This is a genomic window from Providencia sp. wls1943, assembly GCF_009706275.1.
GTDB classification, from domain to species: Bacteria; Pseudomonadota; Gammaproteobacteria; order Enterobacterales; family Enterobacteriaceae; genus Providencia; species Providencia zhijiangensis.
The window spans coordinates 1-22,832 of sequence record NZ_WLTU01000021.1; the positions used below are offsets into that span (position 1 = coordinate 1).

Annotated in this window: 21 protein-coding genes and 1 pseudogene; 7 read left to right on the top strand and 15 right to left on the bottom strand. The window is 39.0% G+C overall.

What is annotated here, in order from left to right; all coding sequences use genetic code 11:
* The 13 genes and pseudogenes from GKR48_RS10760 to cpxR all read right to left on the bottom strand — a co-directional run.
* Positions 1 to 947 (bottom strand): nucleotide sugar dehydrogenase (locus GKR48_RS10760; protein WP_154628038.1); only part of this gene is annotated, 947 nt, incomplete at its 3' end.
* Between the two features lie 14 nt (positions 948 to 961).
* The gene (locus GKR48_RS10765) at positions 962 to 2,389 is read right to left on the bottom strand and encodes a phosphomannomutase (protein WP_442959368.1); all 1,428 of its coding nucleotides are present in this window, start codon (positions 2,387 to 2,389) and stop codon (positions 962 to 964) included.
* 31 nt (positions 2,390 to 2,420) lie between these two features.
* Positions 2,421 to 3,827, bottom strand: a complete 1,407-nt coding sequence (locus GKR48_RS10770; protein ID WP_154628087.1) for a mannose-1-phosphate guanylyltransferase/mannose-6-phosphate isomerase — start codon at positions 3,825 to 3,827, stop codon at positions 2,421 to 2,423.
* Between the two features lie 6 nt (positions 3,828 to 3,833).
* The gene (locus GKR48_RS10775) at positions 3,834 to 4,310 is read right to left on the bottom strand and encodes a GDP-mannose mannosyl hydrolase (protein ID WP_154628088.1); all 477 of its coding nucleotides are present in this window, start codon (positions 4,308 to 4,310) and stop codon (positions 3,834 to 3,836) included.
* A 9-nt stretch (positions 4,311 to 4,319) separates the two neighbouring features.
* On the bottom strand, positions 4,320 to 5,282 hold the full coding sequence (gene fcl / locus GKR48_RS10780; RefSeq protein ID WP_154628089.1) for a GDP-L-fucose synthase: 963 nt from the start codon (positions 5,280 to 5,282) through the stop codon (positions 4,320 to 4,322).
* Positions 5,283 to 5,349: 67 nt separating this feature from the next.
* Positions 5,350 to 6,453 (bottom strand): annotated as a pseudogene (gene gmd / locus GKR48_RS10785) (GDP-mannose 4,6-dehydratase); the annotation flags it as partial.
* 6 nt (positions 6,454 to 6,459) lie between these two features.
* A complete protein-coding gene (locus tag GKR48_RS10790) occupies positions 6,460 to 7,596 on the bottom strand; it encodes a hypothetical protein (protein WP_154628091.1) in 1,137 nt (378 codons plus the stop codon).
* A gap of 6 nt (positions 7,597 to 7,602) precedes the next feature.
* Positions 7,603 to 8,430, bottom strand: coding sequence for a DUF6492 family protein (locus GKR48_RS10795; protein ID WP_154628092.1), 828 nt, complete (start codon positions 8,428 to 8,430; stop codon positions 7,603 to 7,605).
* A complete protein-coding gene (locus GKR48_RS10800; protein ID WP_195848242.1) occupies positions 8,423 to 8,920 on the bottom strand; it encodes an acyltransferase in 498 nt (165 codons plus the stop codon). Before GKR48_RS10800 ends, GKR48_RS10795 begins: the two co-directional genes overlap by 8 nt.
* A gap of 35 nt (positions 8,921 to 8,955) precedes the next feature.
* Positions 8,956 to 9,660: a hypothetical protein gene (locus tag GKR48_RS10805; RefSeq protein ID WP_154628094.1), complete on the bottom strand. Its 705-nt coding sequence runs from the start codon at positions 9,658 to 9,660 to the stop codon at positions 8,956 to 8,958.
* Positions 9,657 to 10,475, bottom strand: coding sequence for an alpha-1,2-fucosyltransferase (locus GKR48_RS10810; protein ID WP_154628095.1), 819 nt, complete (start codon positions 10,473 to 10,475; stop codon positions 9,657 to 9,659). Before GKR48_RS10810 ends, GKR48_RS10805 begins: the two co-directional genes overlap by 4 nt.
* Positions 10,476 to 11,344: 869 nt before the next feature.
* Positions 11,345 to 12,715 (bottom strand): envelope stress sensor histidine kinase CpxA, encoded by a 1,371-nt coding sequence (gene cpxA, locus GKR48_RS10815; protein ID WP_036950809.1) that lies wholly within the window; start codon positions 12,713 to 12,715, stop codon positions 11,345 to 11,347.
* Positions 12,712 to 13,410, bottom strand: a complete 699-nt coding sequence (gene cpxR, locus GKR48_RS10820; protein ID WP_006660535.1) for an envelope stress response regulator transcription factor CpxR — start codon at positions 13,408 to 13,410, stop codon at positions 12,712 to 12,714. The genes cpxA and cpxR overlap by 4 nt, the downstream gene beginning before the upstream one ends.
* A gap of 151 nt (positions 13,411 to 13,561) precedes the next feature.
* Between cpxR and GKR48_RS10825 the strand changes: the two genes are divergently transcribed.
* The 7 genes from GKR48_RS10825 to GKR48_RS10855 all read left to right on the top strand — a co-directional run bounded on the left by GKR48_RS10825 (position 13,562) and on the right by GKR48_RS10855 (position 20,411).
* The gene (locus tag GKR48_RS10825) at positions 13,562 to 14,122 is read left to right on the top strand and encodes a Spy/CpxP family protein refolding chaperone (protein WP_154628096.1); all 561 of its coding nucleotides are present in this window, start codon (positions 13,562 to 13,564) and stop codon (positions 14,120 to 14,122) included.
* 295 nt (positions 14,123 to 14,417) lie between these two features.
* Entirely contained in the window at positions 14,418 to 14,999 is a 582-nt protein-coding gene (locus GKR48_RS10830; RefSeq protein ID WP_154628097.1) for a HutD/Ves family protein, read from the top strand.
* A gap of 253 nt (positions 15,000 to 15,252) precedes the next feature.
* On the top strand, positions 15,253 to 16,008 hold the full coding sequence (locus GKR48_RS10835; RefSeq protein WP_154628098.1) for a M48 family metallopeptidase: 756 nt from the start codon (positions 15,253 to 15,255) through the stop codon (positions 16,006 to 16,008).
* A gap of 236 nt (positions 16,009 to 16,244) precedes the next feature.
* On the top strand, positions 16,245 to 16,886 hold the full coding sequence (locus GKR48_RS10840) for a lysophospholipid acyltransferase family protein (RefSeq protein WP_154628099.1): 642 nt from the start codon (positions 16,245 to 16,247) through the stop codon (positions 16,884 to 16,886).
* Positions 16,883 to 17,827, top strand: coding sequence for a phosphatidate cytidylyltransferase (locus GKR48_RS10845; protein ID WP_154603265.1), 945 nt, complete (start codon positions 16,883 to 16,885; stop codon positions 17,825 to 17,827). Before GKR48_RS10840 ends, GKR48_RS10845 begins: the two co-directional genes overlap by 4 nt.
* 409 nt (positions 17,828 to 18,236) lie before the next feature.
* On the top strand, positions 18,237 to 19,214 hold the full coding sequence (gene pfkA / locus GKR48_RS10850) for a 6-phosphofructokinase (protein WP_132497045.1): 978 nt from the start codon (positions 18,237 to 18,239) through the stop codon (positions 19,212 to 19,214).
* A gap of 183 nt (positions 19,215 to 19,397) precedes the next feature.
* Positions 19,398 to 20,411 (top strand): sulfate ABC transporter substrate-binding protein, encoded by a 1,014-nt coding sequence (locus tag GKR48_RS10855; RefSeq protein WP_154628126.1) that lies wholly within the window; start codon positions 19,398 to 19,400, stop codon positions 20,409 to 20,411.
* Between the two features lie 110 nt (positions 20,412 to 20,521).
* Here GKR48_RS10855 and GKR48_RS10860 read toward each other — a convergent pair whose 3' ends face one another.
* The gene (locus tag GKR48_RS10860) at positions 20,522 to 21,496 is read right to left on the bottom strand and encodes an OmpG family monomeric porin (protein WP_154628100.1); all 975 of its coding nucleotides are present in this window, start codon (positions 21,494 to 21,496) and stop codon (positions 20,522 to 20,524) included.
* A gap of 550 nt (positions 21,497 to 22,046) precedes the next feature.
* Entirely contained in the window at positions 22,047 to 22,817 is a 771-nt protein-coding gene (gene tpiA, locus GKR48_RS10865; protein WP_036950832.1) for a triose-phosphate isomerase, read from the bottom strand.
* Between the last annotated feature and the right edge of the window lie 15 nt (positions 22,818 to 22,832).

A 22,832-nucleotide genomic window follows, 5' to 3' on the forward strand; every position in this document is an offset into this window, starting at 1 on the left:
GAGGCGCGGAAGTTATCGGAGCCCGCTTTCATCACTAAGCGATACACACCGACTTTACGTGGTGCTTTAGCGATAATCGCATCCGAGATAAAGTCTTTACGGGTGCGGTTTGATTCGACAATCGCGTTAATCAGGTTATTCGGCACATCATCGTAGTTCGCCAGTAACTGCTTGGTGTCTTTCGGTAAGCAGTAGCCACCATAACCGAATGATGGGTTATTGTAGTGGCTGCCGATACGCGGGTCTAAAGAAACCCCTTCAATGATTTGACGCGCATTTAAGCCACGGCTTTCTGCGTAAGTATCTAATTCGTTGAAGTATGCGACACGCATCGCTAAGAAGGTGTTTGCGAACAGTTTAACCGCTTCGGCTTCAGTCCCGTCAGTGAACAGCACCGGTACATCTTTCTTAATCGCACCTTCTAACAGTAAGTCAGCGAAAATCTGTGCACGTTCAGAACGTTCTCCCACCACGATACGGGACGGGTACAGGTTATCCCACAGCGCGCGTCCTTCACGTAAGAATTCTGGGGAGAAAATCACGTTGGTGTAACCAAACTCTTCACGCAGACGCTCCGTAAAGCCCACTGGAATGGTAGATTTGACGATAATGGTCGCTTCCGGGTTCAGTTTGTTCACATCATGAATAACGGATTCCACTGAATTGGTGTTGAAGTAGTTAGTTTTTGGGTCGTAGTCTGTCGGGGTCGCCACAATCACGTATTGTGCGCCCATATAGGCTTCGACTTTATCTTCGGTCGCACGGAAATTGAGTTGCTTTTCCGTTAGAAACTGTTCGATTTCAGTGTCGATAATCGGGGATTGCTTATTGTTAAGCATCGCCACTTTTTCAGGGATGATATCGACCGCCACCACTTCGTGGTGTTGGGACAGTAACATGGCGTTAGATAGACCGACGTAGCCGGTACCTGCGATTGCTATTTTCATGTGATAACCAATTTTTAGAAGTCAGAAAATGTTTGAACTTGGCGTAATGTTTGAATGACAGTAGATTGGGCTATTTCAGCGCTATTTGCTTCAGCATAGCATCTTAATTCTGGAGCATTACCTGAAGGTCTTAGGTGGATAATATTACCATTGGATAATGTCATCCTTAAGCCATCAATAGTGTTGACCTCTAGTATACGTGCATCGCTAAAGCCTAAATCACTCAATAATTTTTCAGGATTTCTTTTGGCTTTTTCAATGATATTTTTGCTTTTTTCTGTTGCAAAATTCTGTATACGATCACTAAAAGTAATACGTTGTGGTAATGCATTAACTAAAGAAGAGATACCCACTTTTTTTGCTGCTGATAATAACATTAGGAATGGTAAGACAGCATCGCGGGTTGGTAGTGCTGCGAGTGGTTTACTATTAACTAGAATATCTGACCCAAGCAGGAAGCCACCATTGGCTTCAAAGCCTGCAAGTTTGGAATGGTTTTTAGCTAAATTAGTAAATTCCTCAATGACATAAGGTGAACCGATTTTTGTTTGCTTTACACATTTAAACTGTTCTGTTTTTGAGATAATTGTATTGCAACTTACCGGAATCGCTAGTGCTTCAATACCCATTTCTAATGAACATAGTAAACCTAGTATATCACCTCGTAGCCATACACCATTTTCATCAGCCACTAGAGGTCGATCGCCATCTCCATCCGTTGAGAATATTGCATCAAAGCCATGTAATTTAGACCAGTTTTGTGCTCTGATTTTGTCCTCTTCAGAAACAGCTTCAGTATCAATCGGGACAAAAACATCACTTCTTTCCAAAGAAATAACTTCGGCGCCTAACTGCTTAAATAGAACCGGATAAATATCTCGACCAGCACTTGAGTGCTCATAGATACCAATACGTTTTCCCATTAATAGTTTTTCATCAAAGATAGAGCAATATCGTTGAATGTATTGCTCTGTTGCGAGAGGGTTTACGGGTAATAGCTGAGCTAAGTTAGGAGAGAGTTCAAATTCTATATTACTGTTCAGAATTTCAAGTTCATCAGCCTTTGTGATTTCACCATCAGGTCGATAAAATTTTAAACCGTTTCTATCAAAAGGAATGTGGCTACCAGTTACCATAATGCAAGGAATATTACTTTGCATCGCAGTATACGCAAGGGCAGGGGTAGGAATAACGCCATAGTAAAGTGGCTCAAGGCCTTGTTTTTGAATGGCATCAATACAAGCTGTTGCAATAAACTCACTACTCGGGCGGTTATCTATAGCAATAGCAACTTGGCGAAAAGTAAATTTATTCTTGATGCTTGCTAGGAATGCGTGGGTGAAAGCTGCACAGGCTTCATGAGTAAACTGAGTCACTAAACCACGGGCACCACTGGTACCAAACTGAATACCTGATTTTTTTATTACATCATAACTATTCATAATCATATCATCGTTAAGAATGTCTAGGTGGTTAGTCATCTAACCCATATTCTTTAATGCGAACAATGTCATCTTCTTCGAGATAATTTCCAGAACGAACTTCAATTAAATGAAGGTCAATTTTTCCAGGATTTTCTATTCGATGAGGTGAACCTATAGGGATATAGGTCGATTCGTTCTCACTTAAAATATAGCTTTTATCACCGTTAGTCACCTTAGCTGTGCCTTGTACAACTACCCAGTGCTCAGCTCGGTGATAATGCATTTGTAGTGCGGTTTTTTCACCGGGTTTGACTTTCAAATGTTTAACGTGAAAGCGTTCCCCATGTGCAATTTCATCATGAGTTCCCCATGGGCGATATGCTTCACGGTGTTGCTCACATTCACTACGACCAGCTTGTTTCAGTTGATTAACGATACTTTTGACATCCTGGACATTATCTTTGTTCGCAACAAGAACTGCATCTTTAGTTTCAATAATAACAAGGTTATCAACACCAACAGTGGAGACGAGTTTACTTTGTGAGTAGACATAACTATTTCTAGTATTTTCTGTAAGAACGTCACCAATGATCACGTTAGACTGCTGATCTTTAGGGGAAACTTCCCAAAGTGAACTGAATGAGCCAACATCACTCCATCCTGCATCCATTGGAACAACTAAGACATTGTCTGCTTTCTCCATAACGGCATAGTCAATGGAGTCTTCTGGGCATGCTTTAAAAATTTCAGCGTTGATACGTGTAAAGTCTAAATCACTAAGCGAATTTTTAAGGGCTAGCTCACAGCTGGATAGAATTTCAGGGGCGTGTTTCTTTAACTCGTTAACATAGCAAGATGCTTTAAATAAAAACATTCCGCTATTCCAAAGATACTCATTGCTAGCAATATATTGTTCGGCAGTATTTAAATCAGGCTTTTCAACGAAACGTTCAACTTGGAAAGCGGATTCATTGACTAAATTACCTTTTTTAATATAGCCATAACCTGTTTCTGGAGCTGTCGGAACAATTCCAAAGGTAATTAAAGCGCCTTGTTCTGCGGAGGAGATTGCCTTTTCTATGCTCTTTGTGAAGGATGTATGGTCTTGAATAACATGATCTGCGGCTAAAACAAGCAGTAGAGGGTCATCACCATTTTGCATAGCTTTAATTGCCGCTAATGCAATTGCTGGTCCTGTGTTACGTCCAACAGGCTCTAAAATAATGCCGCTGTGTTTAAAATTCTCTTGTCTCAATTGTTCAGCAACAATAAATCGATGTTCTTCATTACAAATAAGTAATGGTGGCTGATGCTCTACATTTTTTAGGCGAGCAATAGTTTCTTGTAGCATCGTTTTCTTGCTTGTGAGACTAATAAATTGTTTTGGATATAAGCTACGAGAAAGAGGCCATAAACGACTACCAGAGCCTCCGGCCATAATAACAGGCAATAACATTATAATTTACCGTGAATTGAAGTGATGACTAAGAAAGTAAGCCTTTGTATTATCATGAACTTCACTTGAAGCAAGCAGCTCATTGATATCCCACCACTTATAATTATTATGCTGCTCTAGTGGTAATATATTGAGGTCAACATCTTGTTTAATTAAAAAGCCGAGAACGACATAGTGAGTAGAGAAATGTTCTTCGGAAAAATTATCAGGGTATAAATGCTGATAGTATCCAATAAAATTGGCTTCGTGGATGTTGTAAGGAAAACCAAGTTCTGCATGCGTCAGGCGATGAAATGCATCATCAAATGTTTCATCCTTGCAAATACGCCCTCCAGGAACAAACCAATAACCTTGAGCTGGGCGGTTATTACGTAATCCTAGTAACGCTTGATTGTTTGAATTGCAAACAATCAAGTCAATAGAAACGAGGGGCGTAGATGCAACGACCGTTTTAAACGTATTTAATTCTAATCGTTGCGTCATATTAACAACCTATTGTTTACGGAAGTTATTTTGATTTTGCAAAAACCATTGGTAAGTTTTATTAAGACCATCTTCTAACTCAATAGAGTAGCTCCAGCCTAGATCCTTCAAGCGTGAAACATCCATGAGTTTACGTGGAGTTCCATCCGGTTTGCTGTTATCAAAGACTACTTTTCCGGCAAAACCAACAACTTTTGCCATAGTTTCTGCCATTTCACGAATAGTACAGTCGACGCCTGTACCTACGTTGATATGAGAAAGCATCGGCTGGGTATTGTCTTGATAAGTCTTATTATTAAGCTCCATGACATAGACAGATGCTGCGGCCATATCATCGACGTGAAGGAATTCACGCATTGGTGTGCCAGTACCCCAAACAACAACTTGCGCATCATTATTGAGTTTTGCTTCGTGGAAACGGCGCATTAATGCAGGAATAACGTGAGAGTTCTCTGGATGAAAATTATCATTTTCACCATATAAATTTGTTGGCATAACACTGCGATAATCACGACCGTATTGTCGATTATAGGATTCACACAGTTTTATACCGGCAATTTTTGCAATAGCATAAGGCTCGTTAGTCGCTTCCAAAATGCCAGTTAGAAGAGCATCTTCTGACATTGGTTGAGATGCAAGCTTAGGATAAATACATGAAGAACCTAAAAATAATAGATGTTGAATATTATTTTTATGGGAAGCATTTATGATATTACATTCCATAATGAGATTTTGGTAAATAAAATCGGCGGGATAAGTATTATTAGCGTGAATACCGCCTACTTTTGCAGCAGCTAAATAAACTTCATCAATTTCATTATGAGCAAAAAAACTATCTACATCAGCTTGATTTGTCAGATCTAATTCATTACGTGATTTAGTAATTAATTCAATATCACTACGATTGGCTAGCTGTCTAACTATTGCTGAGCCAACCATACCATTATGACCAGCAACAAAAACTCTTTTCATTTTATTCACCAATTAGACCATGTGTTTTTAAATCTAATTTTTCTTTTGCTTTTGAAAATGTATTTGTATTTTCAAGAGAAATTGAAACATCAAAACCATGGGCTTTCAGTAGGGCATGTTGTTTTGCTTTCTGTATATCCGAAGCAACCATTTCAGCACACATTTCTTCAACCGTGATCTCTGGTACCCATCCCAGCTTTTCTTTTGCTTTGGATGGATCGCCTAATAATGTTTCAACTTCGGCAGGTCTAAAGAATTTAGGGCTAACGCGAACAATGATATCGTCGACATTAACATGTGGAGCGATTGATTTATCAACATTAGTGACAGTCGCCACTTCATCAACACCTTCACCGGTGAATGAAAGTTCAATACCCGCTTCTTTTGCCGACATTCTTACAAATTCACGTACAGAAATTTGTTTACCTGTCGCGATAACAAAATCATCCGCTTGTTCTTGCTGTAACATCATCCACTGCATACGAACGTAATCTTTTGCATGACCCCAATCGCGGAGCGCATCCATATTACCTAGATACAAGCATGATTCTAACCCTTGAGAAATATTCGCAATAGTACGAGTAATTTTGCGTGTTACAAAGGTTTCACCTCGGCGTGGAGATTCATGGTTGAAGAGAATTCCATTACAAGCATACATCCCATAGGATTCGCGATAGTTAACCGTGATCCAATATGCATACATTTTAGCAACAGCATAAGGAGAACGTGGGTGGAATGGTGTCGTTTCACGTTGTGGGATTTCCTGAACTTCGCCATATAGTTCAGAAGTTGAAGCCTGATAAAAACGTGTCTTATGTTCTAATCCATTGATACGAATAGCTTCCAACAAACGGATCGCTCCCATAGCATCAACATCAGCAGCATATTCTGGAGACTCAAATGAAACGGCTACATGAGACATGGCACCTAGGTTATAAACTTCATCTGGCTGGATTTCTTTGACTAGGCGAATTAGGTTAGATGAATCAGTCAGATCTCCATAGTGAAGATGGATTCTATCGCTTTGATTAATCGCGGAGTCAATTCGTTCAGTATTAAATGAAGATGCTCGGCGTATAATTCCATGCACTTCATAACCTTTTTTTAATAAAAATTCAGCTAAATAAGAACCATCTTGGCCAGTGATTCCAGTAATTAAAGCTTTTTTCATAGTTTGCTACCGTCTAATTTGTTTTTTTAAAAAAATAAAAAATACATTAATGAATAATATTAGTAATAACATTAAAGGAATTTTACTGAATTGGTATATATCTTCTATTAGAATAGAGAAAGAAAACTGAGTGCTATATAAATACCAAGTCGAACTTAAAATGGAAGTGGATTCATATAATTTTTTCAACGATAATATGAATATGATGATAACTGGGAAAACAAGTATAAATCCAAAAAAACCAAAAATATTAAAAACAATTACAGGATAAGGAAATGCGAGGCCTGAAAATAAAGAAATAAATGGCATGTTATCCATAATGTTTGGGATGGATAGGGCAAAGCTTTCTTTCCATGCTTCTAATGAGCCAAGAGTAGGCATAATCGAGTAAGATACAAATCCAAAAAAATCCGAAAGATCATAACTAAAATTAGAATCGTAAACAATATAACGGTATCTAATTCTACCAGCAATATGTAAAAGGATGTCTTTCAAACTACTATCAGACATTCCATTATTTAATAATAACTTGTATGAAATGAAAAATAGACAGAGAAACGATATAACAATGAGGGAAGTCTTTCTTTTCTTTGATGTCATCAAGCGTATGGTTGAAAAAAACAATATGCCAAGTAAAATAATCCGCTGGCCCAATAAAAGGCTAGTAGCCATAAGCATGAGTAAGCATAAGTATATGTAAATGTTCATTTTTTTGCACTTTGCTATAAGCAAGGATAATACAAATGGTAAAAACTGTATCATTCCTGCTGTATATAAACCGCTGCCTTTATAGTAGGCATTTCGATATCGTTCTGAGAACTTAGTTATATCATCAAAATTCTGAATATTACTAATGCAAAAAAATAGGAAGATAGAAAAAAATAATATGCTCAATATAAATATTGACTTTGAAATATATTTCTCATCGAGAAAAATAGATGCACTGTCTATTTCTTTTATCTTTAAAAAAGAAGCTTTAGAGCAGATAAAAAAAGCAACTATTAGTGATGTTGTTTGAAATAATAGAAAAAGAATTAGGTCCATTTCTCTTTCTTCATTATCGAAAAAAACAATTTCTATACATGGAAATAAAAGAAAAAAGATGAGCAGTAAAATTGTTGCTGAAAATATTTTAGGGTTCATTATTGTTTACATGCCAAATAACTGTTTTGATTTGTAAAAATAGTACTTTAAAGTACCTTTTAATTTCCCTTTGAACGTTGTATCAAATTTTTCCATTGCGACATAGTCACAATCTGTGAATCTGTCAGCTATAGTATTTAAATCTGAACCAAAATCACATACTGCGGCTGCATTTCTAAACCATTTACGTTCTACGATACGATAATCAGAACTTACTGAAGCATAGTAATTTACATATGTTTCATATTCACTAAATAGGCTAGGGGAATTACCTGTGATATTTTTTAAAATTGCTTCAGCAAAATAATTGTTAAAACGATCTTCTATTTTTATAATCATTTTCTGCATTATATCTTTTTTGACAAATAGATGCTGGCTAATCAGAGAGTAGGTAAATTTATTTTCAATGCCTAGAATTTTTTTATATGTGTTAACGTAGTTTTCATTTAATTTTTCTTTTCCCTTTGTGAAAATAGATAAATTTTGGTCAAAAAAATTAATTCTTTTTAATAAAATTGTATCTGCATCCCATATTAGATAATTACCAGTACAATACTTACTTCGAGAGAATTCCATTTTTAAAAACTGTTGGTAATACCATCCAAAACGTTTTTCATAAAAAGGGAATGCTATTTTTTTTAAGTCGATCACTTTATTTCGACTAATTATCTGATTCTCATCAATGGCAATAACATTTTTTAATTTTGGGACTGCATTAGTATCATTTGTGATTACATATATTGTATTAATATCTAAATTTTTATTTAAGGATTGAATGCATGTGGATATATTTTCTAGGTCTTTACCTGCGCAAACAGTGACGACATCAATCATTTTTAACTCCATTATGTGGTGCCTTATATATTTTTAATAATTTAGCAGGAACACCGGCATAAATTCCTGATTTTACTTCATCATGAAATAAGAAAACTGAATTAGCGGCAAGTACACTAGATGGCGGGAATTGGCTTCCTGATATTACGGTACAGTTAGCTGCAATCCAACTACCTTGTCCTATAATTATATCTTTCTCTTCTCTTTGACCGAAGCGGTAGGAGGAGCCTTCTAGGGTATGATTACCAGCAACAATAACAGAGCCAATGCCAATCATAACATCATCTTGTAGAATAATATTTCCTCCAGTATTTATTACAGTATTTGTTGCTATAAAAACATTATTCCCAACATACAGTTTATTAATACCAAATAATTTAGCTCCGGATGATACTTGAAAGTTTTTTCCACATTTAGGCATGAATAATGAATAAAGCCATCCTCTAAATTGCATTGTTATTTTTGAGTCAGGAATAAAAAAAGTAATCATCCAAATAAACCAGGAGAAGATAAGTGATAGTTTTTTCATAAGTATTGTGTTAATAAATAAATGATAATTAATAGAATTATAGATATAATACTGGAAAATATTCTAATTTTTATTAAATTTAAATAAATGGGAGGAAGGATTTTTTTGTAAGAACCAATTTTTATTAATTTAGGGTCAACAAACATAGTCAATACTATAGTGTTTATCCCATTAAAAAAAGATGACATACCGAGTATCATACCTCGCTGTTCATGAAATGAATCTAAAAGTAGAATGACTATAGGCCAAGCTAAATAATATGGTATGTAGGAAAATAAAACTAAAAAATAAAACCCTCTAAGAGAACCTATCTTCTTTTTTTTTAATGATTGTTCTTTAATAACTCTTTCAAATATTGAATCACCTTTAAAAAAGCTACCATGTTTATTAACCCTGGATATTAGAACAGAATATATATTTATAACCCTAAGTTTAAATGTATATAATAATATCAATCCGAAAGGTATAAATAGTGAAGATAATAAAACTAAACTTTCATTTCCCAATAGATTGTTTTGGTCAGATAAATACCCTAGAAATGGCATAAATAAAAACATTAACATTCTTGAAAATAAAGCTAATGATGATTGAAGAATGAGCCCACTTTCAGGTGTTTTTAATAGATATCCTGCAAGTCGGGATAAGGATGTAGATGCTTCAATAAGCATTAATATTGATAATAGAAAAAATAATAATATCATTGTGATGACTCTAATTCAGAGATGAACTGACATTCTATTTTTTTGGAATTCTTTGCATTTAAATGAAAGAACCAATCTTGTGTCGTTGATATTCTAGATGGGAAAAATACATTATCAACATTACCAAGAATGCATGCCCAGTAGCAGTAAGTTGAATTTGACATAATTGCATTTTTAGAATTGAAAATAGTGAAGAAATCATCCAACATTGATTTTCCATTGCTTAGTTCTACATTGGAATGAATTTTCTTCTTTACGTGATCTAGAATTTTAGGTTCATCAGTTACTATTATTATAGTGTCTTGAACTGATAAATCGCTTATGGCTTTAATATAGTAATCATCAGTTAGAGTACAATTATTAGAAAAGTCTCCTTTTCTAATGTGAAGAATAGTATTGGTTTTTTTATTGCTAATCTTGTGTGGAAAATATTTTTTAATTTTATTAGATATTATTGAGAATACTTTTTCATTTAAATGCTCTCCTTCTACCGCATATCCAAAGTATCTACTATTGTTTGATGGAGTGGTTTTATAAAACTTATCCTTTGTTATTTTTTTCTTTAAAAAATGATAACTAAGAAATAGGATGTCTATAATATTAGCCTTATGTAAGGTTTTTTTGTCTAATAATAATTTTTCTGTAATATCATTACTATGAATTGACCAACCTAATAATTTTGTTAACATATTTTTCTTTGTTAGAACTGTCTGAAAAATAACTTCATAGCCAGATTGTTCTAAAAACTCTCCATATGCTATTTGAAATAAATTGTTTCCTAACCCACCGCTTAAAAATATAGTTTTTCTTTTCATATTTTAATATATATTACTTTTTCGTTTTGATACTGAAAATGTTGATAATTTATTTTTACATCACTAGTAGGTTATTAGAAATAATCTATAATTCTACTAAACACCCATAGCTACCGCACTGGGTTATCGGGTCCCAGAGCGCCATTGAATTTCAAAATTTAGTGTTTATTAATTGAAAATACTGCATTTTTTACAAAATTGCTCAATTAATAAACACTGCTTATGATAGCCTTCCCATATAGGTTGACTCGTGCCGTAAGCACAATCAATCAAAAGCCCTTAATAATAGCACTAAAGTATCGGAGTGACTATCGGTGTGAGGCGCCTAAAAATCGCTACATTGCCTGTAATCTTTTGATCACCTTCTTGAAACCATTAAGTGACTTATTAGCATATACCTCTATTAAAAATTATTAATTTCACATTTGGCGGTATATTACTTTGGATGGTATCTATACTTAGTGGATAACCTGATGGTCAAGAAAAAGCATACATACGGCTCGATAGTATAAAAAATAATGATAATCACAGCAGTAACTTGATGTATGTTATTAATATATAAATAGAACACGCATATGTAGTGTAGAAAAAGGTAATTACTCGAATAACGAGGTAATCACTGAAATATAATGTTTATAAGAATTGTCTGAGCTATTTCTTACTTACAAGTATATGTGGTAAACGCGTATAGGCAAATATCACACAATGTTTGAGGCACTAATTTCATCACTGTCTGTGAATATGAATAAGTTAATTATCAGTCAGGTTGAGTTTGGTAGGGAATATTAGGCGAAATAAGATAGGAATATATGGCTGATATATAAAAAGGCCTTTGGCACATGGGTACCAAAGACCTTTATCATGCAAGATTAACGGCCGTGTTCTGGCAGCCAAATCTGTAGACGTAATCCACCTAGCGGGCTGTCGTCAGCTTTTACCCAGCCTTTATGTTGGGAAATCGCAGTTTCAACAATCGCTAAGCCAAGCCCTGTACCGCCGGTTTCTCTGTCGCGAGCTTCATCGGTGCGATAGAAAGGTCGGAAGATATGCTCGCGGTCAGCGGGGCTAACACCCGGGCCATCATCGTCGACAGTAATCAGAATGCCGTTATTTTCTTCTTTGAAATCAACCGCAATATGAGTATTTGAGTAACGTAGCGCGTTACGCACAATGTTTTCAAACGCGCTGCCAATGGCGGATGGATTGCAATACAACGGCCATGAACCTGGGTGTGACGTGACATCCAATGTTTTGTTCATCTGCTCCGCTTCGAAGCTTGCATCATCCAGAATATCTCCCCATAACTCATCGGCTTTGATGTGTTCGCGAAGAATTTCATTTTTATGCTGACTGCGAGAGAGCACCAGCAAGTCATTGATCATGCTATCTAAACGATGAGTTTCCGTTTCAATGCGTTCCAGTTCTTTACTCTCACCATGGCGGCGGCGTAATAATGCCGTCGCTAGCTGTAATCGTGTGAGTGGGGTGCGCAGCTCGTGAGAAATGTCAGAAATCAATCGCTGCTGGGCAGTGACCATGCCATCTAACGCACTGATCATCTGGTTAAAACTGTTACCCGTTGATAAGAATTCTTGGGGGCCAGATTCAAGCTCAGGGTGTGGGCGCAAGTTACCTTTTGCCACATCGTCCGCCGCCATTTTTAATTTACGGGCAGGTCGAGCCAAGCTCCATGATAGCCATAATAGCAACGGTGCACTGATTAACATGGTGGCAATCAAGAGTAAAAATGGTCGGTCAAACAAGAGGTTAATAAAGTCTGACTGCGGGCTGCTAGCAGGGCGAACTAAATAGAGTTGGTAGTGATCTTCACCGTCTCGAATAGAAAATGGACCCAAAATTTCTGCGCGTCCGTACTTTTTCTTCTTCGGATGGTCGGCATTATCAGATTGCCCAATAAAGTTGCGGATCACCTGCATTTCACTCGGCATCGCACCAATCACGCGGCCTTCACTGGTCACGATAATCAGCCGTTGCCCTGGGGGCGCCCATTTTTTGATGGCGTTGGAAATCCGTCGCCACCAAAGTAGGTCGTTCATTGGAGCTTGCGCGAGTTCGGCTTCGATATGTTGCTCAAGCATCTCCCCTTGGCGTTGCTCACTTTCCATCAGGACGGTGAGCTGCCGAGAGTCAAGCTTGGGCACCATCAGCACTAGCATTAAGACTAGTGCGAGGGTAAACCAGAAAATCGCAAAGATTCGAGCTGTTAAGCTGTTGATCATGTGGCAGAAACCATCAAGTAACCGCGTCCACGCAAGGTTTTAAACCAAGGTTGACCATCGGTGCGTTCTGGAAGTTTGCGGCGCAAGTTTGAAATATGCATATCAATCGCACGGTCAAATGGTGTGAGGCGTTTGCCCAACACTTCTTGGCTTAAATGTTCTCTCGAAACCACTTGCCCTAAATGCTGGGCTAATAGATAGAGCAAAGTAAACTCGGTGCCAGTTAAATCAAGGATTTCGTTGTCGAAGCTGGCTTCTTGACGACCCGGATTGAGCTGTAATTTGTCCACTTGTAAGGTTGGGGTGTTGCTGTTGTCCCCTTGAGTTTGCTCGCTCCAGTTTGAGCGGCGCAGTAACGCACGAATTCGCGCCACTAACTCCCTATCGTTAAATGGTTTTGGTAAATAGTCATCTGCGCCGAGCTCTAAGCCCAGCACTTTATCTAATTCACTGCCGCGCGCCGTTAACATAATGACTGGCGTTTGGTGAATTTGGCGTAACTCTTTTAATGTCTCAATACCGTTTTTCTTCGGCATCATGACGTCGAGTAATAATAGGTCAATGGATGAATCGATTTGCTGTAATGCTTGCTCACCGTCATAAGCGATGACAACATTGAAACCTTCCATTTCCAGCAGTTCTTTTAAAAGCGACGTGAGTTCACGGTCGTCATCAACTAATAGGATTTTATGCATTAATTAAGTCCTCCAACTGCCAAAATACGATAACAATCTTCACGTTTCCATGACTTTACGTTCTTTTACATGCTCTGACGCTAGTTTGCAGCCGACCGCGTATATTTAACTCCATTGAATCACGAGCATCGTTCGGAGACAAGGTATCTAAATGCAAAGAATAGTACACAGAACAAAACACAGTTCAGTACATAAAACAGCCGCATACGTTTTAGCTTCTGCATTTGTTTTCGGACCAGTCGCTGCGTTTGGTGAAGCATCTGAAAGTAGTGTTAATGATGAACCCTCATTAGTGCTTCAAATGCAACCGGACCAGCCACTACAAACCACACATATTGCTATTCAGTTTCAGATCCCTGAATCATTAAATAGCGACGAACGTGCCAGTGAATTTATGTTTAATGGTATCACGTTGAGTGAGAAACAGCGCCAACAGCTTCGTGACTTGATGGCTACCCAGCGCCACCGTCATAGTGAAAATGTTGACTCAATACAAGAACGTGAGTCATTGCACAAACTTATTATAGCGGATTGCTTTGATGATAAAGCTGTCCGAGCGCAACTTGAGAAACAATTGCAAAAAGAACTGGATGAACGCGTTGAGATGGCTCGTATCCATCACGAGCTTTACCAGTTACTGACGCCAGAGCAAAAGGCGCAGCTTGAGCAAATTAATCAGCATAAATTCGCTGAATATCAAGTTATGCAGTAGAGATTCCTAGTAGTGAGTGTAGTTGAGTTTTTTAAAGCCTGTAGTTGAGTTTCTAAGCTGTATCGTTGAGTTTCGAAGTAAGTAGTGAAGTAGCAATAACTGAAGTTTTTCCTTGCCATAGACACCATCCCTGTCTTTATAGCCCCTTTTTAAGGGGCTTTTTTTTATTTATCAATTTAACGACAACTTTAGATTGTCTATACATTCACTTTCCACGTACTATCTTTATTTCCACTGATTATTCTGAACACTTGCAAAATAGATTTTCACACATCCAAAGAGGTCATACTGCGCCATGATCCAGAAACTTACTGCTCAAGATTATAAAAAAATGCCTTGGAAAAATGGGCAAGGATTTACGTTAGAACTGGCGAGAAGCCACGGGGAAGGGCTAGAAAATTTTGACTGGCGAGTGTCGATTGCAGATGTAAAATCCGCGGGCTCATTCTCTTTTTTCCCAAATAAACAACGCATCATTGGCGTGCTGGAAGGCTCCGGGATTGTGCTGCAGATAGATAAAAACCCGCCAGTTTCTTTATTACAAAAGCAATTTCATGCCTTTAATGGTGAAAGTGATGTGTATGCCGAATTAATCAATGAAGCCATCCGCGATTTTAATTTGATTTACAACCCTGAAAAGTATTCAGCTCGCCTGCAGTGGGTATCTTGTGAGTCGGAAAACTCGTGGATCAGTAATGGAAACTGTGTGCTGATTTTTAACTTACAAGGCAAGCTAGAGTTGCAGATAGATGGGCAGCGCTCAGTCTTAAATGATTTTGAAACCCTATTGGTCGAAAAAACAGGTTCCCCTGCGCAATATATTGCTTCTCCTGAGCATCATGGAGATTTTTGTGTGATTGAGTTATTTGAAAGATAACGCTACAAAGCCGTTTAAGTCATTTTGGAGTGATTTAACTCAGTCAAATCGCGACTATTTAGTTAGCGGATAATTCTGATAATTTCACTCTTTGGACAAAATTGTTATCAAATTCATAGATTGCTTATTTAATGGCTTTATTCTTATTGTGATTTTAAACAGAATCTTTAGGCTGTATCTCTTAATCGTTATTAGAACGAGAATGGTTTATTAAAAACAGTAATATAATTTTTGTAGCAAGGAAAAAAAGAAGATGAAAATGAAGGGGCTTGTTGCGGTCGCAGTTTCTGCGGTCATTATGACTGGCTGTAAGAGTATGGACACTGGGCTGATGACCAACTCTGGAATGCAATTATTCCAAGCTGCGACATTATCTGATGCAGATGTTAAAAAATTCAGCGATGACGCTTGTAAAGAGATGGACGCAGAAAACAAAATTGCTCCAGCTTCAAGCAAATACACTCAACGCTTAAACAAAATTGCTAAAGCGCTGGGTAACGAAGTTGACGGTACTCCGGTTAACTATAAAGTTTACATGACCAAAGATGTGAACGCATGGGCAATGGCAAATGGCTGTGTACGTGTATACAGCGGTCTGATGGACATCATGAACGACAACGAAGTTGAAGGCGTTCTGGGTCACGAGATGGGTCACGTTGCTTTAGGTCATACCCGTAAAGCAATGCAAGTTGCTTATGCAGCAGTTGCAGCACGTACTGCGGTAGCGGCAACAGGTAACGATGTTGCGACTCAATTAAGCTCTTCACAATTAGGTGAGCTGGGTCAAAAACTGGTTAACTCTCAGTTCTCTCAACACCAAGAAAGCCAAGCGGATGATTTCTCTTATGATCTGCTGAAAAAACGTGGTGTGGATACTAAAGGTCTAGTGACTGGTTTTGACAAATTAGCAAAACTGGGTAGCAAAGAAACTAGCATGTTTGATTCTCACCCACCGTCAGATGAGCGTGCACAACATATCCGTGACCGTATCGCGGCAGATAAAAAATAATTTTTATCTTGAATGATATTAATGGGGAAGCTAAGGCTTCCCTATTTTTTATCTAACATCTGAGTTTTATATATAACCTGCATTTTATCTTAATTCTGGTGGTGAAAATAAAGTCACAAATCAGAACTTATCCTGTTGTACTCTCGTTCTGCGCTGCATATCTTATTAAGCAAATACGATTAAGAATTTTTTTATCATTGTTTTATTTGTGCTCGATAAGAGAGCAAGGAAAAAAGATGGAAAAAACACAGCGAGTTTCTCTACTGGCGAAAGGAATGGGAATGCTGTTGTCCGGTACTTGCCGCTTATTAACGGGAGTTCGTACACGTTGGGTCGGATGCCAACCGGCTATTACTCCCCGCATCTACTATGCAAACCACTCAAGCCACCTCGACGGTTTGGTTATCTGGTCAGGCCTACCACCTTTAATGCGCCATTTTGTTCACCCTGTTGCCGCGAAAGATTATTGGGATGGCACACCATTTCGCCGATACCTCGTCAATAACGTGTTTCGAGCCGTATTGGTTGATAGAAAAGGGGATAAACCTGCCAAAGAGTCTGTTCTTGGGCCACTAGAAGCAGTGCTTGCTGCAAACCATTCATTAATTTTATTTCCAGAGGGAACCCGAGGAGATGGTGAGGAACTGGGTTGCTTCAAAAGCGGAATTTATCATTTAGCGAAAAAATACCCCAATGTTGAAGTCGTCCCGGTGTATTTGGAAAATTTAAATCGCGTGCTACCGAAAGGAACAAAACTCGTGGTTCCAGTTATCTGTTCAGCAACGGTTGGAAAGCCACTATCCCCACTGACTGAAGATGAAAATAAGGCGGAATTTTTGCAAAGAGCGAAAGTTGCACTTGAGGAGATGATGCCATGAGTCTTTGGGATCGTGAATTAGCACTGCTGTTATCCGGTGTCTTCGGTATTTTGATGGTCGCCAGCGTAATAGGCGGCATTCTGGCATACCGTTATTCAGGGGAAAAAAGTAACCCAACCATCGATAACCTAAATGCGCGTATTCGTGCTTGGTGGGTGATGTGCATCGTCTGCGTTTTGGCGGTAGTGCTTGGGAATATTGGGGTCGTGATCCTGTTTGCATTGATCTCTTTCTTTGCATTAAGGGAATTTATTACGTTAGCACCGACTCGCCGTAGCGACCATGAAGCGTTATTTTGGTGTTTTTTCGTCTTCCTTCCTCTGCAATATGTGCTGGTTGGGGTTGAGTGGTATGGGATGTTCTCGATTTTTGTGCCCGTGTTTGTCTTCTTGTTTTTACCGACGCGAATTGCGTTGGCGGGGGATACTTACCACTTCCTCGAACGTACGGCAAAAATACAGTGGGGCATGTTGGTCACGGTATTCTGCTTGAGCCACGTACCAGCATTATTGATGCTGAATATTGAAGGTTACCAAGGGGAAAACGTTAAGTTGCTGCTGTTCTTAATTGTGGTCACGCAAATCTCTGATGTGCTGCAATATGTCTTTGGTAAGTTACTGGGCAAACACCCTATTGTGCCTAAGCTGAGCCCAAATAAAACTGTCGAAGGATTTATTGGCGGCATATTAACGTCAGTGCTGATTGGTATCTGTTTGTACTGGGTGACGCCATTTAGTTGGTGGGCGGCAGGGTTAATGTCACTGGCGATTACGTTAATGGGCTTTGTCGGTGGGTTGTGTATGTCTGCAATTAAGCGCGACAGCGGGATCAAAGACTTTGGTGCCATCATTGAAGGGCATGGTGGAATGTTAGATAGGATTGATTCCCTGTGTTTTGCAGCGCCAATTTTCTTCCACCTAACGCGTTATTTTTATACCTAATTAGCTGTTATTCCTAGGTTTCTCTATTTTTATCAACCGCAGAAGCACCTTAGGGTGCTTTTTTTATAGGAAAATGCCCCGCATCTTGCAATGATGGGGTCGTGCTGAGATTAACATGCTATCATCGAGACTTAATTTGTACTTCGAAGTAAGATGATTACGTTGAGTGGGTTGGTTTTCGTCATTTGAGCTAAAATTATGTAATCGAGATCACAAGAAAACATAAAAGTTGGCGAGAAAACCCATGCATAATCCTTGCTTTGTCGTATTATTTTGCTTGTTGAATCAATTCAGCAAAATTATTGGCTGAGTTTTGCGGTTAATCCGTCAGTGAGTCGCAGTGAATATCAGTGCAGTGCGGTGGTTTTTTCATAGATTTGCAATTTATGTTCATTAATCAGAGGTCATCATGGTCAAGCAGATTAAAAGAATTGGAGTGTTAACGAGCGGTGGAGATGCACCGGGTATGAACGCAGCGATCCGCGGCGTAGTACGTGCAGCTCTTGCGGAAGGTTTAGAAGTAATGGGTATTTTTGATGGATACCTCGGCCTTTATGAAAACCGTATGAAGCAATTAGACCGTTATAGCGTTTCGGATATGATCAACCGTGGCGGTACATTCTTAGGCTCTGCTCGCTTCCCTCAATTCCGTGATGAAAAAGTCCGCGCGGTAGCGGTTGAAAACCTGAAGAAAAACCACATTGATGCACTGGTTGTTATTGGTGGTGATGGTTCTTACCTTGGTGCTAAATGCCTGACTGAATTAGGTTTTCCATGCATTGGCTTACCAGGCACGATTGATAACGACGTTGCTGGAACAGACTACACCATCGGTTATTTCACTGCGTTAGAAACCGTGGTTGAAGCGATTGACCGCTTACGTGATACATCGACGTCTCACAAACGCATCTCTATCGTTGAAGTGATGGGGCGTTATTGTGGCGATCTCACCCTCTCTGCGGCAATTGCAGGCGGCTGTGAATTCTTAGTTCTGCCAGAACAAGAAATGCCATTTAACCGTGAAGAGTTACTGTCGGAAATCAAGCGTGGGATTGAAAAAGGCAAGCGCCATGCAATCGTTGCGATCACCGAGCACGTTTGCGATGTGGATGAGTTAGCAAAATACATTGAAGCAGAAACTCATCATGAAACTCGTGCAACGGTATTAGGTCACATTCAGCGCGGTGGTTCTCCGGTTGCTTATGACCGTATTTTGGCTTCTCGCATGGGTGCATATTCTATCCAATTGCTGCTGGAAGGCTACGGCGGGCGTTGTGTGGGGATCCAAAATGAAAAATTAGTTCACCATGATATTGTTGATGCGGTCATGAACATGAAACGTGTCTTCAAGAAAGATTGGCTGGAAACCGCGAAAAAACTGTACTAATTTTTCACCTCTATTATTGCAAATCTCACCGGTATGGTTGGCTTTATGCTGACCATATCGGCGAAGATTGCCCTTGTTCCCTTCGATATTCCTCTTATTTATAAGATTTACCTTTTCGGTATTTCCCGTTGCCGTGGGTATCTGTCAGCCTGATTCCGTATTCAATTAATGGAGAAAAGGATGATGGTACGTTTCTGGCAAAGTTCACGCTATCCCATAGCGGCATTTTCTTTATTGTTATTAACTGCGGGAGCATGGGCGAAAGATATCCAAATCTTAAATGTCTCTTATGACCCGACTCGCGAATTTTATCGCCAATATAATCAAGAATTTGGTGATTACTGGAAAGCAAAAACGGGGGATACGGTGACTGTGCGCCAGTCTCATGGCGGTTCCGGTAAACAAGCCACTTCGGTGATTAACGGTTTAGAGGCAGACGTGGTGACGCTAGCCTTGGCATACGATGTGGATGCGATTGCACAAAGTGGCAAAATTAATCCAGGCTGGCTGAAAAAATTGCCAGATAATTCAGCTCCCTATACTTCAACCATTGTCTTTTTAGTGCGTAAAGATAACCCGAAAAATATCCATGATTGGGATGATTTGATCCGAAAAGACGTTTCGGTTGTGACGCCTAATCCGAAAACATCGGGCGGCGCACGCTGGAATTATTTGGCTGCATGGGGATATGGATTAGAAAAAAATCAGAATGACCCAGAGAAGGCAAAACAGTTTGTGAAGCAGCTTTATCAAAATGTTGAAGTGCTAGATTCAGGTGCGAGAGGGGCAACCAACAGCTTTGTAGAGCGCGGAATAGGTGACGTTTTGATCGCGTGGGAAAATGAAGCGTTGTTAGCCATTAATGAGTTAGGCGCGAAGGGGGATTTTGAAATTGTTACACCGAGTATTTCCATTTTGGCAGAGCCGACCGTTGCTGTTGTCGATAAAACGGTGGATAAGCGAGATCACCGTGAAGTGGCACAAGCCTATCTGGAATTTTTGTATTCACCGAAAGGGCAAGAAATTGCCGCGAAAAACTATTATCGTCCCCGAGATGCTCAAGTGGCCAAAGCGTATCAAAGCCAGTTTCCACAATTGAAATTACTCACCGTAGATGAAAATTTTGGAGGTTGGCAACAAGCGCAGAAAACGCATTTTGCGAATGGTGGGATCTTTGATGAAATCATTCGCCGCTAGTTGATAAAGATTTAAAGACAAAATTAAACTCCTAACCGTCCGCTATAATGGGCGGAACGGCTAGGAATTTATGACTGCAGAATGGCTATCGCTACCAGCTATATTTCACACTACCAGCTATATTTCACGCCTAACTGACCGAGATACATCGTTTGTTTATTACTGTTTCCTGATGTTTTTTCACTGCCTTTCGGGTATTTCCATTTGGTGGGTTCATAAGCCACGCCTCCCCACAATGCTAACTTCGGTGTCACTTTGTATTCCACTTGAGTGCCGAGACGGTAGCCACTGCGTAACTGCTGAGTGAGATGACCTCGATTGTTGTAATCGTTGTCATTAATGAGATAGCGGAAATAAGGGGAAATGCTCCAATCTTGGTTAATAGTTACTGGTAAGCCAAGACGAATTTGGCGTTGTAAGGATTGGGTGGTGAACTCATTATCCCATGCTTTGTCACTGTAATAGCTGACCTTGGCTTTAATGCTATCGGTGAGTTTATAGCTCACGCCAACTTCAGATTCAAATTCGTAGCTATTGGCCTCATAGAAATTACTGTAGTAGTAAAGCGCACCCCAATAATTAAATGTCCATCGTTCATCAAGGTTGATTGAACCTGAAGGCATGATCCAATAAAGGCTATTGGAGGAGCGGGCATTAGAGCCTGGTGTTCCATCATTGGATTCTTTGCGGTAGGTTAAATTGATATCGAGGTTGGAAATTTTATCTTTAATGAACTGTTTGGTTACACCGATTTGGGTTCGATTGCGAATGTAAGAATCTCGGAAATTGGTGAAGTTTTTTCCGTGATTTCTTAACGTTTCTCGGTGTTCGAGATCAAACGACCAAGTCGATGCCGGATTACTCAGCGATAACTTACCTACCATGCTGGCTTTGTCATACACTTTGTTATTCTGTGAATCCCGCTGGCCTTGGTACTCTTCCAGTTCGGCATACACATTGGTTTTAACACGCCAATGGTCATCGTTAGACGGAGATTGACTGGATTGAGAATAACTGGCGATAGGAAAAATAATTGCTGTGCTAAGAATTGCAGTATTAAGAATTAAACCCATTATAGACTTCATATTCATCCTTTATAGAATGCTTTAATTATTTAATGATTGAAAATCAATGGGCTCATAGATTAATTACAATAAGAAATAATCTGTCGAACTCTTTGAAGAGGGACATTACTATAATTAATAAAGAGCCATTGATTTTTATTACGTTACTAATTTAAAGAGAACAGAATAAAAAATATCAATAATGAAAAATCGGCGAGCCGACGCAAGTAATCTAAATGAATTATCTCACTGTTGTCTATTGTTATTTTTTAATACTGTGGATGGTTAAATTAGTGGATTGGCTAATTTAGAGTGATCTAATTGGTTGTGTTTATTCGATTTTTATTTCTGTTTTTAATAGGATTGAAGTTTGTCTTATATTTATATAATTATTTATTTTCAATGCGAGGGTAAATAAATTTAGATGGGTTATGTTTTTAATTAATGGTTTTTTAAATTCTTTTGTTATTATTTTATTTTTAGGTTTTTCTGTAAAGAAGATAAAATAAACCGCCTATTTAAAAATAATTTAAATAGACGGTTAAATTGAATAATCAAATAGAGTATTTAATTATTTCGCTTTTTTTGCTTCTGCGGCTGCTTTTACAATCACAGCGAAAGCATCAGCTTTTAAGGACGCGCCGCCCACTAAAGCACCATCGATATCTGGTTGAGTGAATAACTCAGCTGCGTTGCCTGCGTTAACAGAACCGCCGTATTGAATGATTACTTGCTCAGCGACAGCTGCATCTTTTTTCGCAATGTGGCTACGAATAAATTTATGTACTGCTTGCGCCTGCGCTGGAGTTGCAGATTTACCAGTGCCGATTGCCCAGATTGGCTCATAAGCGATAACTGCGCCTTGGAATGCTTCTGCGCCTAATGTGTTCAGGACTGCATCGATTTGACGAGCACAAACTTCTTCAGTTTTGCCAGCTTCGTTTTCAGCTTCGCTTTCACCGATACACAGAACTGGGATTAAACCTTGTTCTTTCAGCACTGCAAATTGTTTTGCAACGAACTCATCACTTTCTTTGTGATAAGTACGGCGCTCTGAGTGACCGATGATGATGTATTTGGCACCGACATCTTTCAGCATTTCAGCAGAAATTTCGCCAGTGAATGCGCCAGACAGGTTGACGTCAACGTTTTGTGCGCCTAATGCTATGCGGCTGCCTGCGATAGCGTGTTTAGCTTGAGTTAAGTACATCGCTGGTGGCGCAATTGCTACGTCACAGCCATCAACGCTGCTCAGTTCGTTACGCAGGCCAGCAATCAGTTCATTGACCATCTGGGTACTGCCGTTCAGTTTCCAGTTACCCATTACCAATGGATGTCGCATGTTATTTCCTCCAAC

What these genes read in the sequence shown, in the direction of transcription:
- GKR48_RS10835 (WP_154628098.1), top strand. Translation starts at nt 15,253, where the DNA reads ATGAAAATGAAGGGGCTTGTTGCGGTCGCAGTTTCTGCGGTCATTATG.
- GKR48_RS10855 (WP_154628126.1), top strand. Translation starts at nt 19,398, where the DNA reads ATGGTACGTTTCTGGCAAAGTTCACGCTATCCCATAGCGGCATTTTCT.
- GKR48_RS10765 (WP_442959368.1), bottom strand. Translation starts at nt 2,389, where the DNA reads ATGAATAGTTATGATGTAATAAAAAAATCAGGTATTCAGTTTGGTACC.
- GKR48_RS10795 (WP_154628092.1), bottom strand. Translation starts at nt 8,430, where the DNA reads ATGATTGATGTCGTCACTGTTTGCGCAGGTAAAGACCTAGAAAATATA.
- GKR48_RS10805 (WP_154628094.1), bottom strand. Translation starts at nt 9,660, where the DNA reads ATGATATTATTATTTTTTCTATTATCAATATTAATGCTTATTGAAGCA.
- GKR48_RS10790 (WP_154628091.1), bottom strand. Translation starts at nt 7,596, where the DNA reads ATGAACCCTAAAATATTTTCAGCAACAATTTTACTGCTCATCTTTTTT.
- GKR48_RS10860 (WP_154628100.1), bottom strand. Translation starts at nt 21,496, where the DNA reads ATGAAGTCTATAATGGGTTTAATTCTTAATACTGCAATTCTTAGCACA.
- GKR48_RS10825 (WP_154628096.1), top strand. Translation starts at nt 13,562, where the DNA reads ATGCAAAGAATAGTACACAGAACAAAACACAGTTCAGTACATAAAACA.
- GKR48_RS10830 (WP_154628097.1), top strand. Translation starts at nt 14,418, where the DNA reads ATGATCCAGAAACTTACTGCTCAAGATTATAAAAAAATGCCTTGGAAA.
- tpiA (WP_036950832.1), bottom strand. Translation starts at nt 22,817, where the DNA reads ATGCGACATCCATTGGTAATGGGTAACTGGAAACTGAACGGCAGTACC.
- GKR48_RS10845 (WP_154603265.1), top strand. Translation starts at nt 16,883, where the DNA reads ATGAGTCTTTGGGATCGTGAATTAGCACTGCTGTTATCCGGTGTCTTC.
- GKR48_RS10770 (WP_154628087.1), bottom strand. Translation starts at nt 3,827, where the DNA reads ATGTTATTGCCTGTTATTATGGCCGGAGGCTCTGGTAGTCGTTTATGG.
- GKR48_RS10775 (WP_154628088.1), bottom strand. Translation starts at nt 4,310, where the DNA reads ATGACGCAACGATTAGAATTAAATACGTTTAAAACGGTCGTTGCATCT.
- GKR48_RS10840 (WP_154628099.1), top strand. Translation starts at nt 16,245, where the DNA reads ATGGAAAAAACACAGCGAGTTTCTCTACTGGCGAAAGGAATGGGAATG.
- GKR48_RS10800 (WP_195848242.1), bottom strand. Translation starts at nt 8,920, where the DNA reads ATGATTACTTTTTTTATTCCTGACTCAAAAATAACAATGCAATTTAGA.
- pfkA (WP_132497045.1), top strand. Translation starts at nt 18,237, where the DNA reads ATGGTCAAGCAGATTAAAAGAATTGGAGTGTTAACGAGCGGTGGAGAT.
- GKR48_RS10810 (WP_154628095.1), bottom strand. Translation starts at nt 10,475, where the DNA reads ATGAAAAGAAAAACTATATTTTTAAGCGGTGGGTTAGGAAACAATTTA.
- fcl (WP_154628089.1), bottom strand. Translation starts at nt 5,282, where the DNA reads ATGAAAAGAGTTTTTGTTGCTGGTCATAATGGTATGGTTGGCTCAGCA.
- cpxR (WP_006660535.1), bottom strand. Translation starts at nt 13,410, where the DNA reads ATGCATAAAATCCTATTAGTTGATGACGACCGTGAACTCACGTCGCTT.
- cpxA (WP_036950809.1), bottom strand. Translation starts at nt 12,715, where the DNA reads ATGATCAACAGCTTAACAGCTCGAATCTTTGCGATTTTCTGGTTTACC.